Genomic DNA, 17,537 nt, shown 5'->3' with positions numbered 1-17,537 from the left:
GGCCGCCCGCGGCTAGCTCCCGGTGCCGCCAACGGGCAGCGCGATGGTCCTGAAACCCAGGTTGCCGCTGGCGGAGTCAGGGGTGTTGGAGCTGCGGGCCGCCAGCCGGTACCGGTTGCAGTAGGAGTCGTGGCACAGGTAGGAGCCGCCGCGCATGACGCGGCCGCGGCCGATCGTGGGGCCGGGCGGGTCCGCCACGGTGCCCTTGGCCAGGCAGCTCTTGTAGTACTTGGGCAGGAACCAGTCGGAGCACCATTCCCACACGTTGCCGCTGGTTTGGTAGAGGCCATAGCCATTGGGCTCGAAGGAGGTGACAGGCGCGGTGGTGAGGAATCCGTCGTCGGCAGTGTTTTTTGTGGGGAAGGTGCCCTGCCAGACATTGCAGTTGTGCACCACCTCGCCGTCGGGTCCGGTGCCCTCGAGCTCGGCGCCCCAGGGGAAGCGGGACTGTTCCACGCCGCCGCGCGCTGCATACTCCCACTGTGCCTCGGTGGGGAGGGCGCGGCCGGCCCACGCGCAGTAGGCGAGGGCATCGGTGTGCGAGACCTGTGTGACGGGGTGGTCCGGGATGTCCTGCCAGCTTGACTTCGGGCCTGAAGGGCGGGCCCAGCTGGCTCCGCGGATGTCGAGCCACCAGGGGGCGCCGGCTGCCTCGCCGAGGATGTCGGCACGGTCTGCCTCGACGGCCAGGTGGAAAACAGCGGAGCTGCCGAACACCTCGGATTCGGTGCGGTATCCGGTGGCTGCCGTGAACGCGGCGAAGGCCGCATTGCTGACAGCGGTGGTGTCAATGCTGAACGGTGAGAGTGTGACGGGGTGGACGGGGGTTTCGCCGTCGGCGGGGTAGCCCTCGTCAAAGGGGTCGCCCATGGCAAAGGTGCCGCCCGGGATGTCCGCCTGGCTTGCATGAAAATCGCCGGCCGCTGCCGGCGCCTTGGCGGATGGCATGCCGAGGGACAGCACCTGGGGAGCTGAAGGGGCGTGGCCGCCGTGTTCGATTCGGCCTTCAGGACTGCAGCAACTGGACATTGGCTCTCTTCACGCAGGGATCGGGATGCTCCAAATAGTCTATGCAGCGGGGCGCCCCATCTTAACCATTGTGCCGGCGCCACCGCCGGTGCGGCGGGCGTCGAATTGGTGCCCGGAAAGCAGAATGTGCCACGATGGCGCCATGGATGCAGATGTATTGATCATTGGCGGCGGAATTGCAGGACTCTCTCTGGCCTGGGCCCTGGCACCCGCCCGGAGGGTTGTCCTGGTGGAGGCGGAGCCGGGCCTGGCCCGCCACACCTCATCGCGGTCCGCCCGGCAAATGCAGCCAAACTACGGCCCGCCGGCCATTCGGGAACTGACGCTGCGCAGTATCGCCATGGTGGAGGAAATCTCGGCCGGGCTGCCCGCGCCCATCCTGAAACCCCGGCCCCTCATCACGCTGGGCACCCGGGATGAAGTGGAGGCGCTGCTGGCCGGGCACCCCTCCCTCACACGGCTCACCCACGCCGAAACCATGGCGCGCAGCCCCGAGCTGCGAGCCGAAAAGTTCCAGGTGGCCGCACTGGACGACACCGCCAAGGAGGTGGACGTCCCCGCCCTGCTGGACTTTTACCGCACCCACGCGCTCGCCGGCGGCGCCGCCATCCTGACCGGTTCGCCCGCCACCGAAGCGGCCCCGGACGGACAGGGCGGCTTCACGGTCACCGCGGGGGAACGGTCCATCTCGGCCAGGGTTGTGGTGAACGCGGCCGGTGCCTGGGCCGACGGGATGGCAAGGCTCTTCGGCGCGCAACCTCGCGGCCTTGTCCCGTACCGGCGCAGCGTGGCCATCGTCTCCACGGAGCACCCCGTGGACCCGGCCGGGCCGATGGTCGAGCCGGCCGATGAAAGCTACTACTACAGGCCCGACGGCGGACACCTCCTGATCTCGCCCTGCGAGTCAGTGCCTGCACCGGCAGGAGACGCGCAGGTGGTGGTGGAGGACATCGCCCGGTTGATCCGCCGCATTGGCGAGGTGACAACGGTGGGGCCGGCCGGCGTCGTGCGGGCCTGGACGGGGCTGCGCACCGAGGCGGCCGACGGGCTTCCTGTGGTGGGTTTCGACTCGCTGGTGCCGAACTTCTTCTGGCTCGCCGGGCAGGGCGGCTACGGAATCCAGACGTCGGCGGCCCTTGCCACACTGTCCGCGCAGCTGATCAGGGGCGGGCTGGCCGAAACCGACGCCGGCCTCGCGGCCGCGCTGAGTCCCCAGCGCGCGGGGCTCGGCAGGCCGGCGCCGGCCTAGCTGGTTGCCCCGGAAGCCAGGACCCCTGCGCCGAGTGCGGCAAGAATGCCGCTGCTGGTGCGCTCAATGACGGTGTTGACCTTGGGCTTCTTCAGCCACTTCATGGTCTTGTGCGCCACGAGGGCGATGGTCATCAGGTACAGGAAACCGATGACGGCCAGCGTCAGGCCCAGAATCAGGGCCGTGCCGAGCGTGTTGCCGCCGTGGGGGATGAACTGTGGCACCACGGCGAGGTAAAACAGGCCCACCTTGGGGTTGAGCAGGGTTGAAACCGCGCCGGAGGCAAAGGCTGTGCGGCGCCGGTACGGCAGCGGGGCCTCGGCCCCGGGCTCCGCTGCGAGCCCGGCCTTGCGCGCCCGCCGTGCCTTGACCAGCGCGGAGATGCCCAGGTACATCAGGTACAGCCCGCCGGCGATCTTGATCCAGCGGAACACCTCGGCAGACTGTTCCAGCACGGCAGCCAGGCCGAAGCCCACCAGCGCACCCCACACGATGGCGCCCACCGCACTTCCCGCGGCGGCGGCTATCCCGGCGGACGCCCGGCTCATGGAGATGCGCAGCACCAGAAAAGTGTCGGGGCCGGGGATCAGTGCCAGCATGAGGCACAGCCCGGCAAAGCCCACCAGGGAAACAAAGGTCATGGCTCCATTCTCGGGCATGCCCGGGCGGCGCAGCAACGTGGCAGCGGTCCCGGCCGAAAACTCCTGTCTGGCACCCCGGACAAAGGGCGGGGCCGGGCACCCCAAGCAGCCCGGCGCCGTCGTACGCTATGGGCATGAGCGAACTGATCAGCAACATTGGCGAATTGATGACCCAGGACGGCGAACTTGGCACCCTGCGCGACGCGGCCGTGGTGCTGGAGGGGGAGCGGATCGCGTGGATCGGGCCCACCGCGCAGGCCCCCGCCGCCGACACCCGGACCGATGCGCAGGGCCGGGCCGTGCTGCCGGGGTGGGTGGATTCACACACCCACCTGATCTTCGCCGGGGACCGCACGGCCGAGTTTGAGGCGCGCATGGCGGGGGAGAGCTACAGTGCCGGCGGGATTGCCGTGACGGTTGGGGCCACCCGCAGCGCCAGCGACTACGACCTCACGCGGCTGGGTCTGGGCCGCCTGGCCGAGGCTGTCTCGCAGGGCACCACGTACCTGGAAACGAAGACCGGCTACGGGCTGGACGTGGAGCAGGAGGGGCGCAGCGCCAGGATCGCCTCCACCGTGGCCGACGAGGTCACCTACCTTGGCGCGCACCTGGTCCCGGCCGGCATCGACGCCGACGACTACACCGCGCTGGTCTGCGGCGACATGCTCGACGCCGTCCGGCCGTACGCCGCTTGGGCGGACGTCTTCTGCGAGACGGGGGCCTTCACCCCCGAGCAGTCACGCGAGGTGCTCACGGCCTGCCGCGATGCAGGGCTGGGCCTGCGTGTGCACGGGAACCAGCTGGGGCCGGGTGCCGGGGTGGCGCTCGCCGTGGAATTTGGTGCGGCCAGCGTTGACCATGTGAACTTTTTGGCGGACGACGACGTTGCGCGCCTTGCACAGTCATGGTCGGGTTGGGATGCGGCTGCCTTGGCGGGGCGCGGGGCCGGGCAGCGCGGGACGGTGGCCACGGTGCTGCCGGCGTGCGACCTCTCCACGCGCGCGCCGCTGGCACCGGCACGGATGCTGCTTGATGCCGGGGTGGCGCTGGCGATCGCGTCGAACTGCAACCCCGGAACCTCGTACACCTCCTCCATGGCGTTTTGCGTGGCAACGGCCGTGCTGCAGATGGGGCTCAGTGTGCACGAGGCCGTCCGCGCCGCAACCTACGGCGGGGCGCTGGCGCTGGGACGGGAGTCCGGGCTCGACGAGGACGGGGCCCGCGCCGTGGGCACCCTGGCCGTGGGGCACCGGGCGGACCTGCACATGCTGAAGGCACCCTCTGCCACGCACCTGGCCTACCGGCCCGGCGTGCCGCTGACAGCCGGCGTCTGGCGCGAAGGCGTCCGCAAGGTGTAGCCGCGCCGTTCCGGGACTGCTATTGCTGCGTCCGGGGGCAGATAATTCACCTCCGGGGGCAGGAAACGTGATTCGAGCCCTGTCCACAGGTGGCGAAAAGCGTTTTCTGCCCCCGTGCCGTGCAGGCAGTGTCTGTGCAGCAAAAAAGCGGGCCTCCCCGCGTGTGGGGGGAGGCCCGCTTCTTTTGTGTTGCCCTGCTGAGCTGTGACGCCCTACGGTACCGGGGGTCCGGTGACCTTCAGTGCGGTCCAGCCGTGCAGGGTGCCGTCCTCGTTGATGACGGCGACCTTGTTGTTGCCGGGGCGGGTGCCATCCGGGGTGATGACCGTGATGGTGCCGTCCGCCTGTGCCTGGTGCCAGCCGAGGCCGTCACCGTTGAGGTAGACATAGAACCACTGGCCGGCCTCGAGATTGGCCAGTGCCACCTCGGAGGAACCGCGCGGGAACTTCGCCTTGCCCAGGCCCAGGTCCGTTTCGGTGTCCTTCTTCAGCACCTTGGTGTCCGGGGCCTCGGGGGTGAAGCCGGGCTCGCCGGGCTCAACCGGCTTGGCCGTGACGGTCACAGTGGTGGTGCCGGTGGCTGCCTTGCCGTTCTTGTCCGTGCCCGTGGCCGTCAGGACGGCCTCGCCCACGGCGGCGTCCTCGGCGATGGCCAGCGTGAACGCGGCCACCCCCTCGGCGTTGGCCACGGCGGTGAGTTCAACGCCGTCGCCCAGCTGCAGGGTTGCGGCGGAATCCGCCTGCAGTTCCGCAACGGTCACGGTGTGGGTGGAACCCTGCTCGAGTGCGTTGCCGCCCTCAACCACGGGGGCCAGCACCAGTGCCGGGGTCTTGTCGCCGCAGCTGAACTTGGCGTCGGCCCAGTCGGCCCACTCATCGCCGTTCTTGCCGTCGACCAGGACCTTGGCAACATCCAGGCTGAGGTAGCGCACGCCCGTGACGTCGACGTTGAAGGCGTAGCCTGCATCGTCAACGGTCAGCTGCGGCGAGGTGGCGAGGTTCTTGCCGTCGCCGTCCACGGTGAACACCACGTTGCCGCGGTGTGCCTTGGGCAGCTTGGCGTCGTCGATGCCGGCGACGGCCGTGAACGTGGTGCACGCTCCGCCGAGGTAGAACGTGACGGAGGAATCGGCATGGACGCCGAGGCCCTTCTCGTACACCTTGCCGTCGATCGTGATGGGTGCACCGTCGCCCTGTGCGTTTTCACCGTTGTTCATGTCGCGCTCCACGGGGCCCCATTCGTTGACGGGGGTACCCGCGAACTCCAGGTCGCTGGCGAAGACGTCGGCATCAGGAGCCGCCGGGGGAGTGCCGACAATGGTGACGGCGACAGTTCCGGTGGCGGCCTTGCCGTTGACGTCGGTGCCCGCAACCGTGATGGTTGCGGCGCCCAGGGCGGCGTCGGCGGCGAGGGTTCCGGTCAAGGTGGCAACGCCGTCGGCGGAGGCCGTGGCCTTGCCCAGCTCGGCGGTGCCAAGGGTGAAGGTGGCTTCCGTGCCGGCCTTGAGCTCGCCAACAGACACGGTGAATTCGCCGCCGCGCTCCAGCGGGCCGCCCGGTGTGACCGAGGGGGCCAGCACGAGTGCGGGGGCTTCGTCGGAGCACATGAACTTGGCGTCGGCCCAGTCGGCCCAGTCATTGCCGTTGCCGTTGCCGCCGTCGCCCACCTTGAGCTCGATGTACTTGGCGCCGTTCAGCGGGACGCTGATGACCTTGGCTGCATCAGCGCCGGTCACGAGTCCGGAGTTGTACAGCTCCACGCCGTCGCCCACCACTGAGAACACCACGGTGCCCTTGTTGGCCTGGTAGTCGTCAACGCCAATGACGGCGTTGAACGCGGTGCACTGGCCGCCAACAAAGTACTTGATGTTGGAAACTGCGTGTACGCCCAGGCCCTTCTTGTAGACCTTGCCGTCCAGGGTGAGTTCGTTGCCGTCCTTGGCACCCTGTTCGCCGTTGGCCAGGTCCTTTTCAACCGGGCCCCAGCCGTTGGCGGGAGTGCCGATCCACTGCATGGCAGAGGCATAGGTGTCCTCGGTGGGCGGGTGGGGCATGGTGTAGACGCCCACAGTGGACTCAGCCTTGCGCTCGCCGATCGGGTCCACCGTGGTGGTGTAGACGGACTTTGCCGTGACGTTGTAGCTGCCGTCGGCGGAGGCAGGCGCATGCACGGCCCACTTGGTCACGAGCTTGGCGCCCGGGGCCAGTGTTGCGGCCGTGGCGGCGGTCTTCGCCGTCGCCGTCCAGCCCTCGGGCAGGACCAGCGAAACAGCCACGTCCTTGACACCGGCAGGCTCGTTGGAAACCAGCGTGGAGGTGAACTCGTTGTCCACGCCCTGCTCGATGATCGGCCCGGTCTGGCCCAGCGAGAGCTGTGCACAGGCCGGGGTGCTGGTGGAAACGCCCAGGTCGCGGATCAGCAGGTTGTCCAGGGACAAATCTGCGGCAGCGGATCCGGTGCGCAGCAGGCCGACATAGCTGTCGCCGCAGGCGGATGCCGTGAAGTTCTGCTTCCAGCGCGTGGTTTCGTGCATCTCCGGGAACGGGGTGGACTGGGTCTGGACCGCGCCGGCGTTGCCGTCGTAGCCACCAACCCAGGCGTATTCGTTCGCCTTGGTCGACTGGTAGTTGAACGAGATCTCGTAGTCGTGACCCGGCGTGAACTTCATGGTTGCCGGTGTGGTCCGGTAGACCAGGCCGCCATTTTCCTCGTGGGCGTGCAGGGAGAACTTCCCGTCCAGCACGTCGTCCATGACCTTGCCGTTCCAGCCCTTCTGGGTGTACGGGGCGTGGATGGGCGCCAGGTGGGTGCGCGGGTCGGTGATGCCGCCTGCGTTGCCCTTCACAAACGGGCCCCAGCCCTGGTCCACGTTTTCAAAGTCCTCGGCCAGCACGACGCCGGACTGCTCGCCTTCGATGACATCGGCGGCAGATACGTGCGCGGTCTTGACAACGCGGAAGTCGTCAACCAGGACAGCGGTTGCCCCGGCAGGAGCCGAGAACGTGACCGTCGGCGCATCGCGGTCGTTCTTGACATCGATCAGCACGCGCACGCGCTGGGTGAAGGTGCGGTTCTTCTGGTCCGCGGCCACCGTGTTGAACAGGGCCGAGGAGTTGGTGGTGTTGGTGACCGGATCGGATCCGGAGACCGTGGCGGAGAGCGTTGTTTCACGCTTGCCGCGCGGGAACTTCTCCGTTGAGTCTGCCGTCGGGTCGATTTCCACCCAGGCGCTCACGGAGTATGTTCCGGCATCCAGCGGGGCCAGTTCCTGGCTGATGCTGGAGGCGGCGGCACCAAACTTGGCGCTTGCCAGGCCCTTGGCCGAGGTGGCCACGGTGACATCGCCCGTGGGGTTCCATGCAGCCAGGTTGCCGGAGTTGAAGCCGGGGTCCTTGATCCCGGTGCCGAAGCCCCAGTTGGTGTCGGCGTTGGCCGGCACGGTGATGAGCTCCGCGGTGGGCACCAGCACGTAGGCGGTGTTGGCCTTCGGGGTCAGCGTGATGCCGCCGTCGGTGACGGGAACGTCGGCGACGAACTGGCGGCCCTGGGCTGTGAGCTCGTACAGCTTCAGCGTGGCCTGGGAAGCGAACTCGGGGGTCAGCTTCCAGTTTTGGGTGCCGCCGTCCCGGCTGTAGTTGTACAGCTTGGTCTGGTCGTTGACGTCGTGGTTGGCGGTTTCGCCGAACTCCATGGCGGTCCCTGCCCACGGCAGGAGGTAGTTGTGGCCCTCGAGGACCTTCACGCCGTCCTGGGTGATGATGCGGTCCTCAAGGGAGGTGCCCGTGACGCGCAGGTTGTTCTCGAGCGTGATCGCCTCGGGCGTCCACGTGGTCATTTCCTGCTGCTGCAGGAACTTGGCCGGCACGTTGTTGTCCCACACGTTCTTCAGGAACGCGTTGTAGTTGTTCTGCCCGGTCCAGCCCTGCCACTCCACGAGGTGCGGGGTGCCCAGGCGCGGGTCCGGGTTCCAGATGTCGCGCTGGGTGTTCTGGGCGAAGCGGAGAATCTCCGAGTTCCAGCCCTTCAGCGTGCTTCCGCCGTACTTCTCGTCGACAGCCCAGTGCGACCACGTGTTGTTGCGGACCATGGAGTTGGCAAATTCGGAGGAGACCGAGAACCCGTTGTCCATGATGTTGCGCTGCAGGCGTTCGCCCACCCAGCCCGACTCGTAGTAGACGTCGATGTAGTTGGTGGTCAGGTTGTCGTCTGCGGCATCGTCCAGGCCCTTGATGCGTGCGTTTTGGTCTCCGGAGAGAACGTCGCGGCGCTGGTCGATGTAGTACGACTGCTCAAGCCAGTTCCAGCCCTTGCCGGGCGGCTGCTTGATGAACTCGTCGCTGAAGGCGTTGGATTCCGGGTACGCCTCGGTGTTGTTCATGTGCACGCTGAACGTGGCGCCGTATTCCTTGGCCTGTTCCAGCAGCGTGTTCATGTCCTTGATGCCGCCGGCGCGTTCGTTCCAGTTGCCGCTGAAGTCCGTGTTGGCGGAGTCGTGGCCCTCGGAGGTGAAGCCCTTCAGCAGGGAGAACTGGCCCAGCCCGTCGGTGGCCAGGGCGATGTGCTTGACGTCGTCCAGGGTGCGCAGGAACGGGTTGGTGGCCTGGCTGGCGAAGTTGAACGGGATGTTCTGGACAACCCGGTTCTTCACATCCTCCCAGCCCTTGGGCTTGTACTGGATGTCGCGGGAGGCGATGGCACCGTCCTGCCAGTTGACCGTGCCGTCGGCGTTGGCATCGCCGGTGATGATGACCTTGGCCTCGGGGAGGGGCTCGGTCTCGGTGGATCCCTTGGCGCGGTACAGCCACGCACCGGAGGAGACGCCCACCTTCTTGTTGGCGCCGTCGGCCTTGACCTGGCGCCAGAAACGGCCGCGCTCGCTGGCGGCGAGGGAGTTGTCCTCGCTGGACCAGGCGCCGTCGTACAGGGAGTTGGACTCAAAGCCTGCGGCCAGCTCAGCCGTGTTCGCGATGGCCACCATGGAGGTCTTGGCGGCCGCGTCCACGGCGGTGTCGGCGTTGACGGCCGTGATGGTGTCGCCGGTCTTGGCGCGGTCGGTGGAGACCACTGCCGTGGCTACGCTGGCACCGGCATCCGCCGAGGACACGGTGACCAGGTCCTGGTCCATGATCTGGATCCGGTTGACCTGCGCCGTGCCGGTTTCCTTGATTTCGGTGATGTTGAACGTCAGCACGTTTTTCTCGACGGCGAGGCGCGCCTTCAGGCTGACGCCGTCCATGCCGGGGACGGCAATGTCGTAGTCAATGGATGCGCCGTCGGCGCTGGCCTTGGACGTGACGGTGACGTCCTGGTCCACGCCGTTGATGCGCATCGTGGTGGCGGTGGCGGTTGCACCGGCCATGGACTTGCCGTCCAGCGTGTATTTGAGCGCCTGCGGGAAGGCGGTGGAAACCTCCACGGACATTTGCCCGGAGGTGATCACCGCCGTTCCGTCTGCCGCCAGGGCGGGCGCGGCCGCGGCGACGGGGATGACGGTGCCGGCCATGACTGCGCCGGCCACCCCCATTCCCAGCCAGGTGCGGCGGTGTCGGGTGAGAGACATCAAAGAACTCCTTGAACATCTTTGTAACAGGGACAGCCGGCGGCTTGCCGGCTGGTGATGGTGGCCCCAGTGCGGAGCGCAACAGCCACAGGGCTGGGGCCCGCGTCACTGTTATGCATAACAATTTCCCATTATTGCCTATATGTGACGTGCACGACAACTGGCTGAATGGACAGGGCGGGCCAAAAGGGTGGCGGGTGCGGATTTCCGCGGTTGCAGTGAGGGGAGTGCGGAAGGTTTTGATTTAACATGACGTTTAATCATTGTTAACAATCAGATTGTGTTAGGATGGTGGCAGTGAAACCGTCCCCGTGCGTGCCGCAGGCCGGCGCCGGACCGGGGCAGAACCCTAGGAGAACGCCAGAATGAGCGAGAACACCCAGCTTGGCCCCTTTATGGATGCCGAACTCACCAGCCAGCCCGAGGTTTGGGCCAAGGCCATTGCCCAGGCCAAGGCGGAGAACCTGCTGCCGGAAGACGGCAAGCGCGTCGCCGTAATCGGTTGCGGCACCTCCTGGTTCATGGCGCAGAGTTACGCCACCGCCCGTGAGGCAGCGGGCAAGGGTGTCACCGACGCCTTCGCCGCCTCCGAGGCCTTCCTTGGCGCCGAGCGCGGCTACGACGCCGTCATCGCCATCACCCGCTCCGGCACCACCACCGAGGTGCTTGAAATCCTGACCGCCATCAAGGGCACCGTGCACACCGTTGCCCTGGTGGGCGACGTCAACTCGCCGATCATGACCCTGGCCGATTCCGTCGTCGAACTTCCCTACGCGGATGAGCAGTCAGTGGTCCAGACCCGCTTTGCCACCACGGCCCTGAGCTACCTGCTGACCAGCGTCGGCGTGGACCTCAGTGCCGCCGTCGAGGACGCCAAGACCACCGTCACGGCGCCGGTGGAGCAGGAGCTGATCGACGCCGAGCAGTTCACCTTCCTGGGCACCGGCTGGACCGTGGGCCTGGCGCACGAGGCCGGCCTGAAGATGCGCGAAGCGGTGCAGGGCTGGACCGAGTCGTACCCGGCCAAGGAGTACCGCCACGGCCCGATCTCCATCGCCGCCCCGAACCGCGTCACCTGGATGTTCGGCGAGCAGCCCGAGGGCCTGGACCGCGACGTGGCCAAGACTGGCGCGCTGTACGTCAACACTGACACCCACCCGCTCGCTGAGCTGGCCCGCATCCACCGCGTCACGCTGGAGCGCGCCCGCGCCCGCGGCATGAACCCGGACCTGCCGCGGAACCTGTCGCGCTCGGTCATCCTGGACGACTAAGCACGCACGGGATACCGGCTAAAATGTTAGGCACCCCACTTTGCCCAAAGTGGGGTGCCTCATGTTTTCCCGGCATTTTCCCGCCATCGAACTGTGCGTTTTTCTGCGAAAGAACTTGAACTTGATGAACACTTTGACCAACCGTCCCGGCCAGTCAGGCACCCCAGCCGATGCATCCGCCCAAGGAGGCAGCGACGTCGTGCTGGCCTTCGACATTGGCGGCACCGACATGAAGGTCGGCATGGTGCACGGGCAACTGGGCGGGGGCAACGTCGAAGTGCTGGACATCCAGCGCCACCCCACGCCGCTGGACGGCGCCCGCTCCGGCGAGAGCGTGTGTTCGCGGATCGTGGAGCTGACCGGGGAATACCGGGCCGCGCATCCGGAGCTGCACATCACCGCCGTGGGCGTGACGGTGCCCGGCATCGTGGATGAGGACGCCGGCATCGGCGTCTACTCGGCCAACCTCGGCTGGAAGGACTTCCCGTTCACGGCCACCCTGACTGAAGCGCTCGGCGTGCCGGTCGGCTTTGGCCACGACGTCAGCATGGCCGGCGAGGCGGAATTCCGCCTCGGCGCCGCCGTGGGCAAGACGGATGTGCTGATCCTGGTGATTGGCACGGGCATCGCCGGTGCCGTGCTGTGCGACGGCCGGCGTGTTGTCGGCGGCGGCTATGCGGGGGAGATCGGCCATGCCATGGTGCCCGCCCCCGGCGGCGGCATGGCCATCATGGAATCCCTCGGATCCGCAGGTGCCATCGCGCGCCGCTATACGGAAGCAACCGGAACGGCCGTGGCCGGTGCCCGGCAGGTGCTCGAGCTGGCCGCAACGGGCGATGAGGCGGCCGCCACGGTCTACTCCGACGCCATCAACGCCCTCGCATTCAGCGTGGCGCAGTGCGTGTCCATCCTCGGCACCGAGACCGTGGTGCTCGGCGGCGGGCTGTCCATGGCGGGGGACACCCTCTTCGAACCCCTCGCCGCCCGCGTTGACGAGCTGCTCACCTTCCACCGCCGCCCGGAATACGTCCACGCCGCACTGGGGGAGAACGCCGGGCTGATCGGCTCCGCCTTGAAGGCCCGCAGCCTCCGCGAGTCCGGAACCCTGGAGGTGCCCGCATGAACAACCTGGTCCTGACGGTCACGCCCAACCCCGCCGTCGACGTCACCTACACCGTGCCCGGCATCAACCTGGGCGCCTCGCACCGCGTCCCCACCCCGCTCCACCGCGCCGGTGGCAAGGGCCTGAACGTCTCCCGCGTGGCGCACCAGCTGGGCCACCCCACACTGGCCGTCGCCACGGTGGGCGGGCTCTCCGGGGAGCGCTTCCGCACCGACCTGGATGCCTCCGGCATGCTGCACCAGCTGGTCCCCGTGGCCGCCGACACCCGCAGCTCAATCGCGCTCGTGGACACCGCCGCGGACTTCACCACCAGCATCTTCAACGAGTCCGGCCAGGCGCTGTCGCCGGAAGAGTGGCAGGCCCTCGCCGCTGCAGTCGTGGACAACCTCGCCGGTGTCCAGATGCCCGACGGCGTACGCCGCCCGGGCGTGCTCGTCGGCTCCGGCTCCCTCCCGGACCAGGCGCCGGCCGACTTCTACCCGGCCCTTGTGGCACTGGCCCACGGCGCCGGCGTGCCGGCCATCATCGACACCTCAGGTGCCGGCATCCTGGCAGCCGCGAAGGCGGGGGCAGACCTGCTCAAGCCCAACAACCACGAACTCATGGAAGCCGTGGGGGAGACCAACCTTGCCGCCGCCGCCCGCAAGCTCATGGACCTCGGCGCCCGGCGCGTCCTGGTCAGCGTGGGCGAGGAGGGCATGCTCGCATTCAGTGCCGAGAACCCCGGCCGCTACATCCAGGCCAAGCTGCCGGCGCCGCTGAGCGGAAACCCCACGGGGGCCGGCGACGCTGCCGTGAGCGCGGCCGCCGTCGCACTTGCCAACGGCGTGGAGGACCTCCGCGAAATCCTGCGCCGGGCCACTTCCTGGAGCGCCGCCGCCGTGCTTATGCCGGGTGCCGGGGAAATCTCCCCGCGGTACACCGAGCTTGCCGAACAACTCATCATCACAGACCACTAAGGACCTCCATCTCATGGCTTTGACAAACACGCGCGACATCATGGACCTGGCCGCGAAGGCCGGCACGGGGCAGGGCGCGTTCAACGTGATCCACCTCGAGACCATTGAGGGGCTGATCGGCGGTGCCGAGGCTGCCGGGCGCCCCGTCATCCTGCAGATCTCCGAAAACTGCGCCAAGTTCCACGGCGGGCTCGAGCCCGTTGCCGCGGCCACCCTCGCCGCCGCCCGCAGGGCCTCCGTCCCGGTGGCGGTGCACCTGGACCACGCCGAGTCCGAGGCCCTCGCGTACGAGGCCGTGGACCTGGGCTTCGGCTCCGTCATGTACGACGGCGCGCACCTCGAGTACGCGGAAAACGTGGAATCCACGGCTCGCGTGGCCGCCTACGCCCATGAGCGCGGCGTGTACGTTGAGGCAGAGCTGGGCAAGGTCGGGGGCAAGGACGGCGCCCACGCACCGGGCGTGCTGACCGACCCTGCCGAAGCCGCCTCATTTGTCGCCGCGACCGGCGTGGACGCACTGGCTGTGGCTGTGGGCTCCTCGCACGCCATGACCGAGCGCTCCGCCGCGCTGAACCTGGTCCGCATCGCCGAACTGAAGGCAGCCCTGGAGGTGCCCCTGGTGCTGCACGGCTCCTCCGGCGTTTCGGATGAGAACATCGTGGCTGCGATCGCTGCCGGCATGACCAAGATCAACGTCTCCACCCACCTGAACGGCTTCTTCACCCGCGCCGTGCGCGAATACCTCGACGCCAACCCGGCCGTCGTGGACTCCCGCAAATACCTGGGGGCCGGCCGCGACGCGCTGGTTCCCGAGGTTGCGCGCCTGCTGTCCCTGTTTGCCGCCGCAAAGTAACCGCACGACGGCGGCCGGCCCGCCCAGGAACGCCACGCAGCCCCTGCAGGGGAAACACGGCCGCCGCCACGTACCATGGCCGGAGACGGAACCATCGCCCGGAGAAGGAATTATGAACAGAACCGAACGCCTCACCGCCATCCTGGACATCCTGGCTGCCGACGGGCAGGTGGAAGTGGATGAGATCGTTGAAAAGCTCGGTGTCTCCCCGGCCACGGCCCGACGCGACCTGGACTCGCTGGCCAACGAGCGGCTGCTGACCCGCACCCGCGGCGGTGCCACGAGCGGTTCCGTCTCCTACGACCTTCCGGGCCGGTACAACCGCGACGACTTCGCACACGAAAAGCAGGCCATCGCCCTGGCTGCCAGTGCACTGATTCCCAAGGGCGCGGTCATCGGGCTGTGCGGGGGCACCACCAGCACGGCCCTGGCCCAGGTGCTGGCCACGCGCGAGGACCTGATGGAGGCATCCAACCGGCCCACCCTGACAGTGGTGACGAACGCGATCAACATTGCCGCACAGCTGGCCATCCGGCCCAACTTCAAGATCATGGTCACCGGCGGCATCGTGAACCCGCGCTCCTACGAACTCGTGGGTCCGTACGCCGATTCCATCCTGCAGCGGGTTGCACTGGACTTTGCGTTCATCGGCGTCAACGGGATCGAGCCCGGCGCCGCCCCCACCATCAACGACGAGGGCGAGGCCTCCGTCAACTCCCGGATGGCCCGACGTGCGTCCGAGGCGTTCATCCTGGCCGACTCCTCCAAGATCGGCCGCCGCGCCTTCGCCACGATGGACCTGACCAACCTGGGCAACGTCATCACCGATTCCGGCATCACGCTGGAGCAACTCCGGGCATTCGAGGACGCCGGCACCAAGGTCATCGTCGCCCCGCCGGCCTGACCCCAAGCACGCGGGACCCAAAGACCCTGGACAGCCCAGTTATCCGGGGAAGAACTCCTTGCCGTAGTAGTTGCCGGCCGCAGGGAGCCCGCCGGGCACGGCATACACGCCGGAGCCCACGTGCCGGATGTATTCGTTGAGCCGGTCCGAGGAACCCAACTTGCGCTGCAGTGCCACGAATTGTTCCGGATCGCGCTGGAAGCTCAGGAACATCAACCCGGCATCGAGGCGGCCCACGGCGTCGAGCCCGTCGGTGAAGTTGTAGCCGCGGCGCAGGATCTTCGTCCCGCCGTTGTTCTCATGGGCTGCCAGCGCGATGTGCGAGTCCGCCGGAATCACCGGACCGCCGCCGGGCGCGGCCGCATGGAAATCGGGGACGTCGTGCTCGCGGGTTCCGGACAGCGGTGCGCCCGCCTGCTTGGTCCGGCCGAAAATGCCCTGCTGGTCGTTGATTGGATCCTCGTCCCACGTCTCGATCATCATGTGGATCTTGCGCGCCACAAGGTAGCTGCCGCCCGCCATCCACCCCTGCCCGGCCTCATCGCCCACCCACACGTGCTCGGCAAAGTCCTCCTCTGTTTTGATGTTCCGGGTGCCGTCCTTGAAGCCCAGCAGATTGCGCGGGGTTATCTGGTTTGCCCCGGCCGAAGCGCGGCCAAAACCGAGCACTGTCCAGCGCGTCCTCACGGATGTCCTTGCCATCCGGGCCAAGTTCCGGACAGCATGGTAGGCCACCTGCGGATCGTTGGCGCACGCCTGGATGCACAAATCCCCGCCCGTCATCGCCGGATCCAGCGACTCCCCAGCCATCGCCGGCAGCTGGTCAAATCCGGCCGGCTTGAACTTCTCCAGCCCAAACCGCCCGTCAAACAGCGACGGCCCAAATCCAAGTGTCAGCGTCAGCCCGTGCGGCCCCATGTCGGCAGCCTCCCCGGTGTCGCCGGGCACGCCGTTCGCCCGCGCAGGCTGCACCTTCCCGACGGGCCTGCCGTTCGTCAGCTCCGCCATCGCCGCCGACCACTTCGCCAAAACCAGCTGCAGCTCCACCGGCGTTGTCGCCGTGACGTCGAAGGCGGTGAACACCAGGTGGTCCTGCGGGGGAGTGCTGATGCCCGCCTGGTGTTCGCCGTAGAAGGGATGGCGCTCGTCGCCGTTCCTGGCGCCCTGTACGACGCCGGATGCCCCGTTGGGTGCCATGGCGGCGGCTGCCGCTGTGGCCGCGCCCGCGCCGAGCACGAGGCCGCCCGCCGCAGCCATTGCGGCAGAACCGCTGATCAGTGACCGCCGCGGAACGTCGGGGCCGGGTGCTGTGGGTGTCTCCATTTAGACGGTTGCAACCTTTTCGGAAATCTTGGCCAGCGGAGCCTGGAGGGCCTGGATCAGGGCGGTGAGCTTGGCGCCGTCGGAGGCCTTCAGCTCATCGGTGTACGGCTTCCAGCCGCCCAGCGCCGCCGGATCCTGGTAGTCCTGCAGTGCTGTGGTGACCGTTTCGAACTGCGTGGAAATCTGTTTTGTCAGGCCCGGGTCGATCTCCTGCAGGGCCGGCTTGAGGTATTCAAACGCCTGCTGGGACCCTTCGATATTGGCGGCAAAGTCCACCAGGTCAAGCTTGGAGTAGGCCTCTTCCTCACCGGTTATTTTTGATGACTGGACTTCCTCCAGCAGCCCGCTGGCACCGTTGGCGAGCTCCTCGGGCTTGTAAGCGCCACTGCTTTCCAGCTCGGCCGTGAGGGACTTCAAGGTGTCGACGTCCCTCACGATGCCGGCCGCGAGGGCCTTGGAACCGTCCGTGACGGCCTGGGCCTCAAAGAGGTCCTTCTCCAGCGGGTGGAAACCTGTCCACTCCGCACCGGGCTCGACGTCGGCCACGCGCAGGTCAAGTGCCGGGTCCAGGTCGGGGAAGCTTTCGGCCACGGGCTCGATGCGCTCAAAGAACGGGCGGGCCTCGGCATACGCCTTCTGGCTTGCCTCCACGTCGCCCGAGTCAACGGCCTTTTGGAGTGCGGCCACGGCCAACACCAGGCTGTCCACCTGTCCGGAGACGTACTTGGCGTAGCCGTCGGTGCCCTCCTTGAGCAGGCCGGTCACGCCGTTGGCCTGCGCCGAGGCGGCGCTGCCGGTCACGGTGAACGGGGTGTTTTCGTTGCCTGCCCCGGGGCAGTACAGCTGGTACTGGCCGCCGGGCAGGGTCACGGTGAAGCTGACGGCCTTCAGGCCGGGGATGATGTTCTCGCGCTCACCCAGGATGCGCTTGTCGCTGAGCAACTCCACCTCGCTGACGCCCGAGGCGTCCTTGTTGGCCACTGTGAAGGTGACAGGGCCGGCGGGGGCGGTGGCGAAGTCGGGGACACACTGGTCCAAGCCGTCAACCTTTTCAACACTGACGGAGATTTGAGCCGCCCCGTTGCTCACGGGTGCTGCCTCGCCCGAGGCGGTGCCGGCCGTGCCGGAAGGGGTGGCGGTGCTGCAACCGGCCAGGGCCAGGGCAAGCACCGTGGCACCCGCGGCCAGGGCGGGGATGGTGCGTGGGCGCGCGGCGGTGGGGGAGGAAGTCATGGGTGTCCTTAATGGGGTGGGTTGTAAAAAGGG

12 protein-coding genes are annotated in these 17,537 nt (G+C 67.7%); 7 read left to right on the top strand and 5 right to left on the bottom strand.

Features of this window, described 5'->3' with window-relative positions; all coding sequences use genetic code 11:
• Positions 1 to 12: 12 nt before the first annotated feature.
• Positions 13 to 1,029: a formylglycine-generating enzyme family protein gene (locus JOF48_RS01040; protein ID WP_209676503.1), complete on the bottom strand. Its 1,017-nt coding sequence runs from the start codon at positions 1,027 to 1,029 to the stop codon at positions 13 to 15.
• Positions 1,030 to 1,171: 142 nt separating this feature from the next.
• Between JOF48_RS01040 and JOF48_RS01035 the strand changes: the two genes are divergently transcribed.
• A complete protein-coding gene (locus JOF48_RS01035; RefSeq protein ID WP_209676501.1) occupies positions 1,172 to 2,278 on the top strand; it encodes an NAD(P)/FAD-dependent oxidoreductase in 1,107 nt (368 codons plus the stop codon).
• On the opposite strand, the gene JOF48_RS01030 is transcribed toward JOF48_RS01035, so the two are convergent.
• Positions 2,275 to 2,919, bottom strand: a complete 645-nt coding sequence (locus JOF48_RS01030) for a LysE family translocator (protein WP_209676498.1) — start codon at positions 2,917 to 2,919, stop codon at positions 2,275 to 2,277. The two genes, JOF48_RS01035 and JOF48_RS01030, sit on opposite strands and share 4 nt — an antisense overlap.
• Before the next feature lie 134 nt (positions 2,920 to 3,053).
• Between JOF48_RS01030 and hutI the strand changes: the two genes are divergently transcribed.
• Entirely contained in the window at positions 3,054 to 4,277 is a 1,224-nt protein-coding gene (hutI, locus tag JOF48_RS01025; protein ID WP_209676496.1) for an imidazolonepropionase, read from the top strand.
• 212 nt (positions 4,278 to 4,489) lie between these two features.
• Here hutI and JOF48_RS01020 read toward each other — a convergent pair whose 3' ends face one another.
• On the bottom strand, positions 4,490 to 9,838 hold the full coding sequence (locus tag JOF48_RS01020) for an endo-alpha-N-acetylgalactosaminidase family protein (protein ID WP_209676494.1): 5,349 nt from the start codon (positions 9,836 to 9,838) through the stop codon (positions 4,490 to 4,492).
• A gap of 365 nt (positions 9,839 to 10,203) precedes the next feature.
• On the opposite strand from JOF48_RS01020, the gene JOF48_RS01015 reads away from it, so the two are divergent.
• From JOF48_RS01015 to JOF48_RS00995, 5 genes are all read left to right on the top strand, one after another.
• A complete protein-coding gene (locus JOF48_RS01015) occupies positions 10,204 to 11,109 on the top strand; it encodes an SIS domain-containing protein (protein WP_209676492.1) in 906 nt (301 codons plus the stop codon).
• Positions 11,110 to 11,233: 124 nt separating this feature from the next.
• Positions 11,234 to 12,232: an ROK family protein gene (locus JOF48_RS01010; RefSeq protein WP_209676490.1), complete on the top strand. Its 999-nt coding sequence runs from the start codon at positions 11,234 to 11,236 to the stop codon at positions 12,230 to 12,232.
• Positions 12,229 to 13,191, top strand: a complete 963-nt coding sequence (locus JOF48_RS01005) for a 1-phosphofructokinase family hexose kinase (RefSeq protein ID WP_209676489.1) — start codon at positions 12,229 to 12,231, stop codon at positions 13,189 to 13,191. Before JOF48_RS01010 ends, JOF48_RS01005 begins: the two co-directional genes overlap by 4 nt.
• A 13-nt stretch (positions 13,192 to 13,204) precedes the next feature.
• Positions 13,205 to 14,044, top strand: a complete 840-nt coding sequence (locus JOF48_RS01000; protein WP_209676487.1) for a class II fructose-bisphosphate aldolase — start codon at positions 13,205 to 13,207, stop codon at positions 14,042 to 14,044.
• Between the two features lie 112 nt (positions 14,045 to 14,156).
• Positions 14,157 to 14,948 (top strand): DeoR/GlpR family DNA-binding transcription regulator, encoded by a 792-nt coding sequence (locus JOF48_RS00995; protein WP_209676485.1) that lies wholly within the window; start codon positions 14,157 to 14,159, stop codon positions 14,946 to 14,948.
• Between the two features lie 39 nt (positions 14,949 to 14,987).
• On the opposite strand, the gene efeB is transcribed toward JOF48_RS00995, so the two are convergent.
• Both efeB and efeO read right to left on the bottom strand, forming a co-directional pair.
• Positions 14,988 to 16,271 carry an iron uptake transporter deferrochelatase/peroxidase subunit gene (efeB, locus tag JOF48_RS00990; protein ID WP_209676483.1) on the bottom strand — a complete coding sequence of 428 codons (1,284 nt, stop codon included), beginning with the start codon at positions 16,269 to 16,271 and terminating at the stop codon, positions 14,988 to 14,990.
• Positions 16,272 to 17,504 (bottom strand): iron uptake system protein EfeO, encoded by a 1,233-nt coding sequence (gene efeO, locus JOF48_RS00985; protein ID WP_209676481.1) that lies wholly within the window; start codon positions 17,502 to 17,504, stop codon positions 16,272 to 16,274. It abuts the gene before it with no gap.
• Between the last annotated feature and the right edge of the window lie 33 nt (positions 17,505 to 17,537).

The organism is Arthrobacter stackebrandtii, assembly GCF_017876675.1.
Lineage (GTDB): Bacteria > Actinomycetota > Actinomycetes > Actinomycetales > Micrococcaceae > Specibacter > Specibacter stackebrandtii.
This window is presented reverse-complemented; position numbering and strand designations above follow the sequence as displayed.

Bases quoted from the DNA above. Each gene is read 5' to 3' on its own strand.
- JOF48_RS01035 (WP_209676501.1), top strand. From the start codon at position 1,172: ATGGATGCAGATGTATTGATCATTGGCGGCGGAATTGCAGGACTCTCT.
- JOF48_RS01005 (WP_209676489.1), top strand. From the start codon at position 12,229: ATGAACAACCTGGTCCTGACGGTCACGCCCAACCCCGCCGTCGACGTC.
- JOF48_RS01040 (WP_209676503.1), bottom strand. From the start codon at position 1,029: ATGTCCAGTTGCTGCAGTCCTGAAGGCCGAATCGAACACGGCGGCCAC.
- JOF48_RS01015 (WP_209676492.1), top strand. From the start codon at position 10,204: ATGAGCGAGAACACCCAGCTTGGCCCCTTTATGGATGCCGAACTCACC.
- JOF48_RS01020 (WP_209676494.1), bottom strand. From the start codon at position 9,838: ATGTCTCTCACCCGACACCGCCGCACCTGGCTGGGAATGGGGGTGGCC.
- JOF48_RS01030 (WP_209676498.1), bottom strand. From the start codon at position 2,919: ATGACCTTTGTTTCCCTGGTGGGCTTTGCCGGGCTGTGCCTCATGCTG.
- JOF48_RS00995 (WP_209676485.1), top strand. From the start codon at position 14,157: ATGAACAGAACCGAACGCCTCACCGCCATCCTGGACATCCTGGCTGCC.
- efeB (WP_209676483.1), bottom strand. From the start codon at position 16,271: ATGGAGACACCCACAGCACCCGGCCCCGACGTTCCGCGGCGGTCACTG.
- JOF48_RS01010 (WP_209676490.1), top strand. From the start codon at position 11,234: ATGAACACTTTGACCAACCGTCCCGGCCAGTCAGGCACCCCAGCCGAT.
- efeO (WP_209676481.1), bottom strand. From the start codon at position 17,504: ATGACTTCCTCCCCCACCGCCGCGCGCCCACGCACCATCCCCGCCCTG.
- JOF48_RS01000 (WP_209676487.1), top strand. From the start codon at position 13,205: ATGGCTTTGACAAACACGCGCGACATCATGGACCTGGCCGCGAAGGCC.
- hutI (WP_209676496.1), top strand. From the start codon at position 3,054: ATGAGCGAACTGATCAGCAACATTGGCGAATTGATGACCCAGGACGGC.